Origin of the sequence: Streptomyces katrae (genome assembly GCF_000717655.1) — a bacterium.
In the GTDB taxonomy this organism is placed as follows: domain Bacteria; phylum Actinomycetota; class Actinomycetes; order Streptomycetales; family Streptomycetaceae; genus Streptomyces; species Streptomyces katrae_B.
The window spans coordinates 296,769-309,227 of sequence record NZ_JNZY01000010.1; the positions used below are offsets into that span (position 1 = coordinate 296,769).

The following is a 12,459-nucleotide window of genomic DNA, read 5'->3' on the forward strand; positions in this document are numbered from 1 at the left end:
GCGGCGTCGTCGTACCGTGCGACGTCGTGCGAAGGGCCACGATGCGGGGGGACGCCGAACCGACCGGGAGCAGGACGCGTGGGGAAGCAGTGGTCATGGCGGTGGCCGTCGCGGTGGCGTCGGCAGGGGTCGTGGCGCGGGCGGGGGCGGGTGCTCACCGGGCTGGCGGTCCTCGTCGCCTGCCTGCTCGTCTTCCACGGTGCGGTGCCCGATGCGGCGGGCCGTCCCGGCAGCCTGCTGGAGACGTTCCTCCCCTGGCTCGGCCTGGCCGTCCCGGTCCTGCTGGCCTCGGCGCTGCTGCGCCGCTCGGCCCCGGCCGCCTGCGCGGTGCTGCTGCCCGCGGCCGCCTGGCTCGGCCTCTTCGGCGCCTTCCTGGTCCCCGGCGACAACCGGACCCCCGACCTCCTCGCGGTCCAGCACAACGTCAGCGACGAGAACCCCGATCCGGCGGGCACCGCGCGCGCCCTGGCCGGGACCCGGGCCGATCTCATCGCCCTGGAGGAGCTGACGCCCGCCGCCGCGCCGGCGTTCGCGGCGGTGCTCGCACCGGAGTATCCGTACCACGCGGTCGAGGGCACGGTCGGGCTCTGGTCGAAGCACCCGCTGGAGCAGGTGCGGCCGGTGGACATCCGGCCGGCAGGCCTGGGGGAGGACTGGAACCGCGGACTGCGGGCCACCGCCCGTACGCCGAACGGCGAAGTCGCCGTCTACGTGGCACACCTGCCCTCGGTGCGCCTCAGTCCGGCGCACGGATTCGGCTCCGCACGGCGGGACGAGAGCGCCGCACGGCTCGGTGCCGCGATCGCCGCGGAGCGGACGGACCCGCTGATCCTGCTCGGGGACCTCAACAGCACGGTGGACGACCGCGGACTGGATCCGGTCGCGGCGCGGCTGAACCCGCCGAGCCGGGACTTCGCGTTCAGCTGGCCCGCGGCACTGCCGATGGCCCGGATCGACCAGGTCATGACCCGCGCGGCGGCCGTCACCCGGGTCCGGGCGCTGCCGGCGACGGGCAGCGACCACCTGCCCGTTGCCGCGCACATCACGTGGCACGGTGCCGGGCGGGACTCCGGCTCGCGTCAGTGATCGGCTGAGGCGCGCTCGTGGACGAGGTCGGTGAGGTCTGCGAAGCGCCGCAGCGCGTGCTCGCTGCGGGCCGTGACCGGGCGGGGCTCCACGGGCTCCAGCTCCACCGTGGCGGTCATCGGGGACTCCCCGCCCCGTCGCCCGCTCCGCCCGGGGTTTCGATGCGGTGCAGCACGCCCCGCTCGTCCCGGACGTAGACGCGGTCGCGGTTCTTGGCCAGCTTCCGCTCCACCTCGGACTCCAGGTCGATGCCGTTCATCTCGGCGAGCGCCGCGACGTACAGGACCACGTCCGCGAGCTCCTCCCCGAAGTCGGGCAGCTTCTTGCGCCACGCGGTGAACGCTTCCCCGACCTCGGCCGTCAGCAGCCCGAACTCCAGTGCCACGTCAGTGGTGTTGAAGCCCTTCGAGAGCTTGTTGTCCCAGGCGAGCTGCTGGGCCGAGCGGATGTCCACCGGTTCCTCCGGGCGTGCGTACGGGAGTTGGCTGCCCGGTGAGCCTAAGGGCTGTCCCGCAATCCCCGGCGGGCGCACGACGCCGGCTACGCCGCCTCGCCGCGTTGTCGGAGCGCCCGAATACGCCCAGTATGCGGACGCTCCTCGCCCAGGGCGTGCACCGCCGACTGGGGCCTCACCATCACGGTGAACTCCTTGATCCGGCCGTCCTCGGCGTAGTGCAGCAGGTCGATGCCGTGGATCGCCTTGCCGTTCACCGTCGCGCGGAAGAGCAGGACCTCCGAAGGGGACACCGTGCCGTCGACGCTCGTCTCGGCGGTGCCGGCGTACTGCCCGACGTAGCTGAAGTCCTCGAAGGTGCGCAGCAGCACTCCGAAGAGACCCAGCACCATCGGCCGGCCCTCGAACGGCGTGAACTTCACGGGGCTGTACAGGCGGACGTCCTCGGTGAACAGGGCCTCCAGGGCAGTGGTGTCCCGGCTGTCGACGGCGGCGCGGAAGCGGTCTGCTGCGGTCACGGCTTCTCCTTGACGGTGCTCGGCTACGTCTGGTTACTCACCCATGTGATTAGTCAGATTCTTGAGTATCATGCGCAGGGTGTCCATGGACAGGGGCCACAGCGGAAACAGGGAAGTGAAGGAGGCGGTCCGATGGCTTTGCGCCACGCCGTACTGGCGGCGCTGCTGGACGAGGAGCTGAGCGGGTACCAACTGGCCAAGGCTTTCGACCTCGGTGTGGCCAACTTCTGGCACGCGCTCCCGCAGCAGCTCTACGCCGAGCTGACCCGGCTGGAGAAGGACGGGCTGATCACCGGCCGGGAAGTGATCCAGGACACCCGGCCCACCAAGCGCCTGTTCACCGTCACCGACGCCGGCCTCGCCGAGCTGGAGCAGTTCACCGCCTCCGCCACCAAGCCCTCCTCCATCCGCGACGACCTGGTCGTCAAGGTCCAGGCCGCCGACCACGTCGACACCGCGACGCTCATCGCGCAGCTCACCGAGCGCGCCGCCTTCGCCCAGGCCAAGGCCGACCTGTTCACCGGTCTGCTGCGCACCATGCGCGGCGACCGTACCGAGGAGGACTTCCTGCGGTACGGCGACCGCATCGGCCCCTATCTCACCTGCCTGCGCGGTCTCGCCTTCGAGCGGGGCAACCGCGACTGGTGCGCACGTACGATCGCGGTCCTGCGGGAGCGGGAGGTGGCCCGTGCCGGGCGCTGAGCACCAGTACCTGCGCTACGTCGCCCTGGGCGACAGCCAGACCGAGGGCGTCGGCGACGGCGACGACACGACCGGCCTGCGCGGGCTCGCCGACCGGCTCGCCGAGCGCCTCGCCCTCCACAGCCCCGGCCTGCGGTACGCCAACCTGGCCGTCCGCGGCCGACTCGCCGGGCAGGTCCGCGCCGAGCAGCTCGGGCCGGCCCTCGCCCTGCGCCCGGACCTGGCCACCGTGGTCGCGGGCGTCAACGACGTGCTGCGGCCGCGGTTCGACGCCGACGGGGTCGCCGGCCACCTCGAGGCGATGTTCGGCGCCCTCACCGCCCAGGGCGCCCGCGTGGCCACGATGACCTTTCCGGACCTCGCGCGGATCACCCCGCTCGCCCGTCCGCTCGCCCCGCGGGTGAGCGCCCTCAACGACCGGATCCGCGCGGCCGCCGGCCGCCACGGTGTGGTCGTCGTCGAGACGGGACACCATCCGGTGGTCACCGATTCCCGCCTGTGGAGCGCCGACCGGCTGCACGCCGGCCCGCTCGGGCACGAGCGGATCGCCGCCTCGCTCGCCCACGCCCTCGACCTGCCGGGCAGCGACGACTCCTGGACGCACCCGCTGCCCCCGGCCCGGGCGGCTTCGCCCACGGTCCTCGCCGAACTGCGCTGGGCCGCCGCGTTCCTGGGCCCCTGGCTGGGCCGGCGCCTGCGCGGCCGTTCCTCCGGGGACGCCCGCACGGCCAAGCGCCCGGAGCTCCTCCCCGTGCGGGCCTGAGCGGTCAGGGCGCCGCCGTCGCGAGGCGGCGGCGCAGCATTTTGCGCGCGTACAGCAGGTGCACGATCGCCTCGGCGGCCAGGAGCAGGACGACCAGCCACGGCGCGAGGTGGCCGGCGCCCCAGACGACGAGCAGCGGAATGCAGATGCCCGGAACAGCCCAGACGGCGACGGAGGCCGGGGGGCGGCCGTAGCGCAGCGCGATGCAGGCGTGGGCCGAGTGGTAGAGCGCCAGGCCGCCGGCCAGGGCCCACACCGCGCCGGCCGGAAGATGGGCGTGGCCGGCCTCCTCGACGGCGGTGGCCAGGCCCGCGGCCATGCACAACACGCCCGCGGTCACGAAGAAGTGCAGGAAGCCGCCGATGTCGCGGGCGAGGAGGTAGGCCTGTTGGTCGTCGGCCTTGGCGAGCATCAGCTCGGCCGAGGTCGAGCCGAAGTCGAAGTACGACCACCAGAGCGCGGCGAGCAGCACGAAGCCCAGGGCGCCGACGATCCCGGCCCGCAGGCTCCAGGTGTGGTCGGCGGAGGTCACCAGCGCGATCACGGATTCGCCGAGCACGATGATGACGAACAGCCCGACCCGCTCGACGATGTGCCCGGTGTCCAGGCGGGCGGGCATCCGGCGGCCGCGCGCGGTCAGGAGCAGCGCCATCTCGGCGGCGATGAGTACCGCCCACACCACGTACTGCCAGGGTGTGGGTACCGCGGCCGAGGCGGCCCACAGCAGGCCCGACGCGAGGCAGTAGCTCAGGGGGCGCCAGCGCGGGACGCGCCGGGGCTCGGGGTACTTGGTGGCCGGCCACCACAGCCCGAGCAGCACCAGCCGGGTGCCGGCGTACCCGAGGGCGTAGACGGACCCGCGGTCCGTGTCGGCCTCGGGCACGGAGGCGGCCATGACGGCGATGCAGAGCATGGCGGACAGCATGAGCAGCCGGCGGCGGGGGCTGTTGTCCACGAAGACGTTCGCCGAGACCGTGAGGTTGATCCACAGCCACCAGGGCGGGAAGTAGAGCGCCAGGAACACGGCGAAGTCGCGCAGGCCGGGATCACCGTGCAGCCGGTGCGAGAGCTGGGCGGCGAGCGCGACGAAGACGAGGTCGAAGAAGAGTTCCAGCCAGTCGGCGTGACGCCCTTCGGGCGCATGGCCGTCCGGAGCCGCGTTCGCGCCCGTCTGAGGTGTGCCCATGGGTCCGCCCGGGTCCGTGCCGCCGCCGTCGCGGCCTGTGTCCTCGTACGAGATCACGGTATGACTAGCCGAGGGCGCGTGCCGATCGCCGGGGCGTCGACAGTGCCGCCTCGACCGCGGCTTCCACGTGGATCCGGGCGGTGGGGAAGACGGGTACGGGGCTGTCCTCGGCGCCGATGAGCAGCTCGATCTCGGTGCAGCCCAGGATGATCCCCTCGGCGCCGACGGCCACCAGGTCCTGGATGACCTGCTGGTACGCGGCCCGGGACTCCTCGCGGACCAGGCCCAGGCACAGCTCCTCGTAGATCACCCGGTGCACGAGCGCACGCCCGTCGGCATCGGGGACGCACACCTCGAGTCCGCCCGCCGCGAGCCGGCCGCGGTAGAAGTCCTGTTCCATCGTGAACGCGGTCCCCAGGAGGCCCACCCGGGTCAGGCCCGCCGCCTTCACGGCGTTCGCGGTGGCGTCGGCGAGATGCAGCAGGGGCACCGAGATGCCCGCCCGGACGCGGTCGGCGACCTTGTGCATGGTGTTCGTACAGATGAGCACGAGGTCCGCACCGGCGGCTTCCAGGCGCTGGGCCGCTGACGCCAGCACCTCGCCGGCCTCGGTCCACCGTCCCTCGGCCTGCAGCTGCTCGATCTCCGCGAAGTCCACCGAGTACAGCACGCAGCGGGCGGAATGCAGCCCCCCGAGCCGGTCACGGGTGAGTTCGTTCAACAGCCGGTAGTACTCGGCCGTCGATTCCCAGCTCATTCCTCCGAGCAGTCCGATCGTCTTCATAAGCGCTGAAGGTATCAGGCGCGATTTACATAAGCGTTGCTTTGGTTTGCCCAAGGGTGGGCGCACCGGTGGACGGATGGCTCCGCCGCCGGCGCATGGACCTCGGTCCGGCGCCGGCGGCGGAAGCGTGGTGTCGGCGGTCGATCACCCCCACTGTCAGGACTCGGCGGAGCCTTCCCGCATGACGTTTTGGAAGGCCGCCATGCACGGCCCGCAGTGGTGGTCCGTTTCGGCGTTGCCGCCCGGCTGGAGGGGGCGGCCGCACAGGGTGGCCCGGCGGTCACGGGCGACGACGTGCCATACGAGGCCAGGCCCTGTGGCCGCCTCACCGACCTGCATTTCATACATGAGAGTGCTCCAGTGGTGGACAGCTCTTGTGTCCACCAAAGCAGTGCACGGCGCCGAAAGCCTGACGGGTGAGCCGTCCGGGTGACATGCGGCGGCCCGGCGCAGCCCGGCACCGGCGGCGTGACGCAAAAACGAAAAATACCCCGGGACCAATTGACGGTCGGGGTATTCGTCTGTGTATATTTTACGTTTCACGCCCTGATGAAAATGGCGCGTGAAGAAGCTTTACGAGGACATCGTATCGGGTCGGGAGTGGAATTGTCAACCGTGGAATTCCGTAATGAGCAGCAATTCATCGGCGAGCTCTATGCGCGCCTCGACGACCTGCGTGACCAGGCCGAACACGCCGTCCAGCGGGCGCTGGCCGCGACCGGCAGCGGACTTCAGGCGCGCCTGGAGCGGGATGTTCTCGTCGCCGAGCAGTCCGGTCTGCTTTCCGCTCTGAACGCGGGCGAGAACGGCCTCTGTTTCGGCCGGCTCGAGTTCTCCGACGGAGAGGACCACCACATCGGCCGTATCGGAATCAGGCAGGACGACGCGGACCGCACCCCTCTCGTCCTCGACTGGCGGGCCGAGGTCGCGCGCCCCTTCTACGTCGCCACGGGGCATTTCCCCATGGGCCTGCGCCGGCGCCGCCACCTCACCACCCGCGGACGGGAGGTCACGGCCCTCCACGACGAGATCCTCGACCTCGCCGACACCGAGCGCACGGGCCACGAGGGGGCCGACGCGGACGCCGTCCTGCTCGCCGCGCTCGACGCCGCCCGCACGGGCCGCATGCACGACATCGTGCAGACCATCCAGGCCGAGCAGGACCACATCATCCGCTCGCCCCACCGCGGCGTACTCGTGGTGGAGGGCGGCCCGGGCACCGGGAAGACGGCCGTCGCCCTGCACCGGGCCGCCTACCTCCTCTACGAGCACCGGGAACTGCTCGCCAAGCGCGGCGTGCTGATCGTCGGCCCCAACCCGGCGTTCCTCGGCTACATCGGCGAGGTACTCCCCGCCCTCGGAGAGACCGGGGTCCTGCTCTCCACCCTCGGCGAGCTGTTCCCCGGCGTCCGGGCGACCGGCACCGACCGGCCCGGCGCCGCCGCCGTGAAGGGCCGCGCGGAGATGGCCGAGGTCCTCGCCCGCGTCGTACGCGACCGGCAGGCACTGCCGGAGACCGTACCCGCCGGCAGCGGCGAGGACAGCGCGGTGCTCCCGGAACCGGCCGTGGAGATCGACCACGACGACTACGGCACCCTGCTGCTGGACCGGACCATGGCGCACGAGGCCCGGGACCGGGCGCGCGCCACCGGACTGCCCCACAACCTGGCCCGACCGTACTTCGCGTTCCGCGTCATCGACGCCCTCACGGAGCAGCTCGCCGACCGGCTCGGCGCGGATCCGTACGGCGGCCCCAACCTGCTGGGCCCCGACGACATCGCACAGCTCGGCAAGGAGATCGCGACCAGCGCCGAGGTGCACGCCGCGATCGACACCCTCTGGCCGCCCCTCACACCCCGGCAGCTGATCGCCGACTTCCTCGCCGATCCCACCCACCTCCCCTCCGGCGAGGCCGAGTTGATCCGGCGCACGACGGCCGACTGGACCCCCGCCGACATCCCGCTGCTCGACGAGGCCGCCGAGCTGCTCGGCGTCGACGACAGCGCGCAGCGCGCCGCCGAGGAGCGGGAACGGCAGGAGCGCATCGCGTACGCGCAGGGCGTCCTGGACCTGTCGCAGGGGTCCGAGTCGTACGAATTCGAGGACATGGAGAACGAGTTCCTCGCCGCGCACGACATCATCGACGCCGAACGGATGGCGGAGCGGCACGAGGAGGCCGACCACCGCAGCGCGGCCGAGCGGGCCGCCGCCGACCGCACCTGGGCCTTCGGGCACGTCATCGTGGACGAGGCGCAGGAACTGTCCGAGATGGCCTGGCGGTTGCTGATGCGGCGCTGCCCCACCCGCTCGATGACTCTGGTGGGCGACCCGGCCCAGACCGGCGACGAGGCCGGCTGCGGATCGTGGAAGCGGATCCTGGACCCGTACGTCGGGGACCGCTTCGAGCTGGTGCGCCTCGGCGTCAACTACCGTACGCCCGCCGAGATCATGGACGTTGCGGCCGCCGTGCTCCGGGCCCGCCATCCCGGATTCGAGCCGCCGAGGTCGGTGCGCTCCACGGGGCGGCGGCCCTGGGTACGGGCGACGGACGACCTCGCCGGCACGGTCGCGGAAGCGGTGCGCAGCTGCGCACCGGCCGAGGGCCGGGGCGGCCGGCTGGCGGTGATCGCCCCGCGTCCGCTGCACGAGGCGCTGGCGGCCGGGCTGCCCGGCGTACGGGCGGGGGAGGAGCCGGATCTCACCCGTACGGTCGTCCTGCTGGACCCGCGCCAGGCCAAGGGGCTGGAGTTCGACTCGGTGATCGTCGTGGAGCCCGCGGACCATGAGCCGAGCGACCTCTACGTCGCCCTGACCCGGGCCACCCAGACCCTCGGCGTGGTCCACACGGGCCGGCTGCCGGAGGGGCTGGCCGAGCAGCCGTAGCCGCGGACGGGCGGGGTGCCTCAGACGGTGGCCGGCTCGAGGTGTGCCAGCCGCTCCAGCCGCTCCAGGCGGGCGCGGCTCTCCTCGTCGACCGGCACCATCGTCACCAGGCGCGGGCCCGCCGCCGGCCCGAGCCACAGGTTGGTGTGCTCCAGGTGCAGCAGGCCGACGTGCGCATTGCGGATGTACTTCGTCCTGCCGCCCTGGCCCACCACCTCGTGCCGGGCCCACAGCTCGCGGAACTCGGCCGACTCCGCCTCCAGCCGCGCCAGCAGGGCCTTCCAGGCCGGGTCGGCGAGGTGCTCCGCCATGGCCGCCCGGAACTTGGCGGCGATGTTGCGGTTCACCTCGGCGACGTCGGCCATCGACGCCCGCCAGTCCGCGTTGGTGAACGCCAGCCACAGGCAGTTGCGGTCCTCGGGCGGCAGCGCGTCCAGGTCGCACAGCAGCCGTCCGTACGTGGCGTTGTACGCGAGGATGTCGTACCGGCTGTTCTGGATGCAGGCCGGGATCGGCCCGAGCCGGTCGAGCATCGCCCGCAGCGCCGGGGTCACGCTCGGGCACGGCGCGTGCGGGGTCGGATCGAGGCTGCCGGCGAGCGAGAACAGATGCGTACGCTCACTGGAGTCCAGCAGCAGGGCCCGCGCCAGCGCGTCCAGGACCTGCGGGGAGACCTGGATCTCGCGGGCCTGCTCCAGCCAGGTGTACCAGGTGACACCGACGGCGGAGAGCTGGGCGACCTCCTCGCGGCGCAGCCCCGGGGTGCGCCGGCGGCGGCCGCGCGGCAGCCCCACCTGCTCGGGGGTGATCCGCTCCCGGCGGCTGCGCAGGAATTCGGCCAGTTCGTGCCGGCGTACGTCGCTCTCGGGGGCCACAGTGGTCATGGAACCAGGGTGCCGCACCGCTCATCCCGTTGCCAGGTAGTCCTGGTACCAGGATAAGGAGACTCTGGTACCAGGCTGAGCCCAGAGCGATCGTTTCCGGTGTGAGTGAAGCAACCGTACGCACCAGCCGCCCCTCCCCGTCCACCCCGACGGGCCGCCCGGCCCCCGGGCCCGCCCCCGCGGCGATCGGCCCGCTCGGGCTGTTCACCGTGCTGCTGGGCGCAGCCCTGCCCCTGATCGACTTCTTCATCGTCAACGTGGCGCTGCCCGCCATCGACAGCGACCTCGCGGCCGGCCCCGCCACGCTGGAACTGATCGTCGGCGGCTACGGCGTCGCGTACGCCGTCCTCCTCGTCCTCGGCGGCCGCCTCGGCGACACGGCCGGGCGGCGCCGGCTCTTCCTGATCGGCATGGCCGCCTTCGGTGTCACCTCGCTCGCCTGCGGCATCGCCCCCACGGCCTGGGCCCTGGTCGCGGCCCGCGTGGCACAGGGCGCGGCGGCCGCACTGATGCTCCCGCAGGTGCTGGCCACCATCCAGGCCACCACACAGGGCCCGCGCCGGGCGCGGGCGATGAGCCTGTACGGGGCCACCGCAGGGCTGTCCATGGTCGCCGGGCAGATCCTGGGCGGCGTCCTGGTCGCCGCCGACGTCGCAGGCTCCGGCTGGCGCTCGGTGTTCCTGGTCAACGTGCCGGTGGTGGTCCTCGGGCTGGTGCTCGCCGTCCGGGCCGTCCCGGAGACCCGCTCGGACCGCCCGGCCTCGGTCGACGTGCCGGGGACGCTACTGCTCGCCCTGTCCCTGGTGTCGCTGCTGCTGCCGCTGACCGAGGGCCGGGCCGCCGGCTGGCCGCTGTGGACGTGGGTGTCGCTCGCGGTCTTCCCGTTCGCCGCCACGGCGTTCTACCTGACCGAGCGCCGCGCCGACCGGCTCGGACGCACTCCCCTCGTGCCGCCGAGCCTGCTGCACCTGCAGTCGCTGAGGCGGGGGCTGGTCCTGGTGGTGCCGTTCTCGATCGGCTTCAGCGGGTTCATGTTCGTCATCGCGGTGGTGCTGCAACAGGGCCTGCGCATGGGACCGGTGCCGGCCGGGCTCGCGCTCGTCCCGATGGCGGTGGCCTTCTTCGGAGCCTCGCTCGCCGGGCCGCGGCTGGTCGGCCGGTTCGGCAGCCGGGTCGTCACCGCGGGCGGTGTCCTCCAGGCCGTCGGCGTCGCCCTGATCCTCCTCGCGGTCCTGCGCGGCTGGCCGGACCTCGGGCCGGCTTCGCTCGCCCCGGGCGTGGCCGTCGCCGGCCTCGGGCAGGGGCTGCAACTGCCCGTGCTGATGCGGCTGATGCTCTCGGACGTACCGGCTGACCGGGCCGGTGTGGGCGGCGGGGTCATGATCACCACGCAGCAGTCCGCGCTCGCCCTCGGCGTCGCGACCCTCGGCAGCCTCTTCCTGGCACTCGCCCCGTCGATGGGCATGCGGGACGCCCTCGCCGTCACGCTGGTGGTGCAGCTCGGCATGATCGCGCTGACGGTGTTGCTGAGCCTGCGCCTGCCGAGGGTCGTGCGGTGACCAGCGGGCCTGCCCGCGGGCCGGTCGGCAGGGGCGGGTCGGCCTGACGGAGCGGGCGGGCGGAGTCCGCGTCGTCCACCCGGAACGTCGTCCCCCGCGGGGTGTCACGAGACGCGTCCGCTCCCGTACAGTCCGTAATCTCCAGCTCCGTCAGGGGCCAGGACCAGCGGTCGAACAGGAGAAGACCCGTGGCCACCGAAGCCGGCTTGGGCCCCCGCCCGTACGCCTCCCGCACGGGACGAGCGGTCCCGGAGCTGGACTCCGCCCTCGTGGAGCGGTGGCGCTCCGACGGGGCCGAACTGGTCGATCTGCTCACCGTGGTGCGTGAACGGCTCGGCGGCGTCGCCGCGTTCCGCCTCGGGCCGAACCCCACCGTCCTGGTCACCGATCCCCAGGCGGTCCGGCACGTGCTGGCCCTGCATCCGGACCGGTACGCCAAGCGCTCGCACCGCGCCCGCCTCCTGATCGGCGACGGCGTGCTCGCCGCCACCGGCGACGCCTGGAAGCGCCAACGGCGCCTGCTGCAGTCCCAGTTCACCGGCACCGGGATGCGCCGCTACGAGCAGCGGATCGCGGAGGCCGCCCGGGTCACCGCCGAGCGCTGGGCCGGGTACGCCCGCACCGGGCAGACGCTCGACGTCGGCCGGGAGATGCGCAGCTTCGCCCTGGACACCATCTGGCGCTCCCTCACCGGGCACCCCCTCGACGCCGGCACCGAGCACGAACTGAACTCCGTGGCCACCGTGGTGGCCGCCCTCCCCACGCTGCCGGCCGACGCCGGCGACGCCCGGGACGCCGTCGCCGGGGACCTCGCCAGGATCGACGCCGTCGCACACCACGCCATCGAGGCGGCCCGCGGCGGCACGCACGGACCCGACGGGCCGGGCCTCCTGCGCATCCTGCTCGACGCGGCCGCCGAGCGCCCCGAGTACACCGACCGCCTGATCCGCGACGAACTGATCACGTTGCTCGTCGCCGGCCACGAAACCACCGCCACCACCCTGACCTGGCTCTACCTGCTTCTCGACCGCCACCCGGCGGCCCGCGGACAGGCCCTCGCCGCAGGCGCCCCGGGCACGGCGGAACGCCGCCGAGCCGTCCAGGCCCTGGTCCACGAGACGCTCCGGCTCTACCCGTCCGCCTGGATCCTGCCCCGGTACGCCACCGAGGACGACGCCCTGGCCGGCTACGCCGTCGAAGCGGGCACCGACGTGGTGGTCTGCCCGTACCTGACGCACCGCGACCCCGAACTGTGGGCGGACCCGGAGCACTTCGACCCCCGGCGCTTCACCGCCGCCGACGGCCGGCCCACCCATCCGGGCTCCTACCTCCCCTTCGGCATCGGCCCGCGCGCCTGCCTCGGTCTGCAGTTCGCCCTCCGTGAGTCGACCGTCCTCCTGGAACACCTGCTGCCGGCCCATACCCTGACGTTCCACTCCGTCCCCACCAAGGCCGCGTACAGCATCACCGTCCGCCCCGACGGCCCGACGCCAGCGAGCCTCGTCTAGGGGTGTCCGGCGGATCAGGGCCGGGCCGGGCCCCGCCCGGCCTATCCGACCCTGATCCGCCGGGAGGCGACACCCCCGGGGGTGTCCTGCCAGACTCCGCGTCCAGGTCTGGTGTGAAGCACTGAATCAGTG

The 12,459-nt window shown here is 72.9% G+C and carries 13 protein-coding genes; 6 read left to right on the forward strand and 7 right to left on the reverse strand.

Annotated features, from left to right (window positions below; all coding sequences use genetic code 11):
* Positions 1–78 precede the first annotated feature (78 nt).
* Positions 79–1,086 carry an endonuclease/exonuclease/phosphatase family protein gene (locus IF09_RS0115025; RefSeq protein WP_418953053.1) on the forward strand — a complete coding sequence of 336 codons (1,008 nt, stop codon included), beginning with the start codon at positions 79–81 and terminating at the stop codon, positions 1,084–1,086.
* On the opposite strand, the gene IF09_RS47930 is transcribed toward IF09_RS0115025, so the two are convergent.
* From IF09_RS47930 to IF09_RS0115040, 3 genes are all read right to left on the reverse strand, one after another.
* A complete protein-coding gene (locus IF09_RS47930; protein ID WP_267882149.1) occupies positions 1,080–1,205 on the reverse strand; it encodes a hypothetical protein in 126 nt (41 codons plus the stop codon). The two genes, IF09_RS0115025 and IF09_RS47930, sit on opposite strands and share 7 nt — an antisense overlap.
* On the reverse strand, positions 1,202–1,540 hold the full coding sequence (locus tag IF09_RS0115035) for a MazG-like family protein (protein ID WP_030295816.1): 339 nt from the start codon (positions 1,538–1,540) through the stop codon (positions 1,202–1,204). The genes IF09_RS47930 and IF09_RS0115035 overlap by 4 nt, the downstream gene beginning before the upstream one ends.
* Before the next feature lie 86 nt (positions 1,541–1,626).
* On the reverse strand, positions 1,627–2,058 hold the full coding sequence (locus IF09_RS0115040; protein ID WP_051832466.1) for a nuclear transport factor 2 family protein: 432 nt from the start codon (positions 2,056–2,058) through the stop codon (positions 1,627–1,629).
* Between the two features lie 132 nt (positions 2,059–2,190).
* Here IF09_RS0115040 and IF09_RS0115045 point away from each other — a divergent pair, with 132 nt between their 5' ends.
* Positions 2,191–2,760 carry a PadR family transcriptional regulator gene (locus IF09_RS0115045; protein WP_030295820.1) on the forward strand — a complete coding sequence of 190 codons (570 nt, stop codon included), beginning with the start codon at positions 2,191–2,193 and terminating at the stop codon, positions 2,758–2,760.
* Positions 2,747–3,523 carry an SGNH/GDSL hydrolase family protein gene (locus tag IF09_RS0115050; protein ID WP_030295821.1) on the forward strand — a complete coding sequence of 259 codons (777 nt, stop codon included), beginning with the start codon at positions 2,747–2,749 and terminating at the stop codon, positions 3,521–3,523. The genes IF09_RS0115045 and IF09_RS0115050 overlap by 14 nt, the downstream gene beginning before the upstream one ends.
* Positions 3,524–3,527: 4 nt before the next feature.
* Here IF09_RS0115050 and IF09_RS41740 read toward each other — a convergent pair whose 3' ends face one another.
* From IF09_RS41740 to IF09_RS0115065, 3 genes are all read right to left on the reverse strand, one after another.
* Complete coding sequence (locus IF09_RS41740) at positions 3,528–4,766, reverse strand: low temperature requirement protein A (RefSeq protein WP_051832467.1); 1,239 nt, start codon at positions 4,764–4,766, stop codon at positions 3,528–3,530.
* A gap of 7 nt (positions 4,767–4,773) precedes the next feature.
* The gene (locus tag IF09_RS0115060; RefSeq protein WP_030295825.1) at positions 4,774–5,493 is read right to left on the reverse strand and encodes an aspartate/glutamate racemase family protein; all 720 of its coding nucleotides are present in this window, start codon (positions 5,491–5,493) and stop codon (positions 4,774–4,776) included.
* A 156-nt stretch (positions 5,494–5,649) separates the two neighbouring features.
* Positions 5,650–5,841, reverse strand: a complete 192-nt coding sequence (locus IF09_RS0115065) for a hypothetical protein (protein ID WP_037634862.1) — start codon at positions 5,839–5,841, stop codon at positions 5,650–5,652.
* A gap of 207 nt (positions 5,842–6,048) precedes the next feature.
* Between IF09_RS0115065 and IF09_RS0115070 the strand changes: the two genes are divergently transcribed.
* On the forward strand, positions 6,049–8,376 hold the full coding sequence (locus IF09_RS0115070; protein WP_078613256.1) for a HelD family protein: 2,328 nt from the start codon (positions 6,049–6,051) through the stop codon (positions 8,374–8,376).
* 20 nt (positions 8,377–8,396) lie between these two features.
* Here the strand turns inward: IF09_RS0115070 and IF09_RS0115075 are convergent, their stop codons facing one another.
* Positions 8,397–9,260 (reverse strand): helix-turn-helix domain-containing protein, encoded by an 864-nt coding sequence (locus IF09_RS0115075; protein WP_030295831.1) that lies wholly within the window; start codon positions 9,258–9,260, stop codon positions 8,397–8,399.
* Between the two features lie 101 nt (positions 9,261–9,361).
* On the opposite strand from IF09_RS0115075, the gene IF09_RS0115080 reads away from it, so the two are divergent.
* Both IF09_RS0115080 and IF09_RS0115085 read left to right on the forward strand, forming a co-directional pair.
* Complete coding sequence (locus IF09_RS0115080) at positions 9,362–10,819, forward strand: MFS transporter (protein WP_030295833.1); 1,458 nt, start codon at positions 9,362–9,364, stop codon at positions 10,817–10,819.
* A gap of 188 nt (positions 10,820–11,007) precedes the next feature.
* Positions 11,008–12,327: a cytochrome P450 gene (locus tag IF09_RS0115085; protein WP_030295834.1), complete on the forward strand. Its 1,320-nt coding sequence runs from the start codon at positions 11,008–11,010 to the stop codon at positions 12,325–12,327.
* Positions 12,328–12,459: the final 132 nt, after the last annotated feature.

Coding starts and splice junctions, on each gene's coding strand:
- IF09_RS47930 (WP_267882149.1), bottom strand. CDS start 1,205: ATGACCGCCACGGTGGAGCTGGAGCCCGTGGAGCCCCGCCCGGTCACG.
- IF09_RS0115045 (WP_030295820.1), top strand. CDS start 2,191: ATGGCTTTGCGCCACGCCGTACTGGCGGCGCTGCTGGACGAGGAGCTG.
- IF09_RS0115060 (WP_030295825.1), bottom strand. CDS start 5,493: ATGAAGACGATCGGACTGCTCGGAGGAATGAGCTGGGAATCGACGGCC.
- IF09_RS0115065 (WP_037634862.1), bottom strand. CDS start 5,841: ATGTATGAAATGCAGGTCGGTGAGGCGGCCACAGGGCCTGGCCTCGTA.
- IF09_RS0115070 (WP_078613256.1), top strand. CDS start 6,049: ATGGCGCGTGAAGAAGCTTTACGAGGACATCGTATCGGGTCGGGAGTG.
- IF09_RS0115075 (WP_030295831.1), bottom strand. CDS start 9,260: ATGACCACTGTGGCCCCCGAGAGCGACGTACGCCGGCACGAACTGGCC.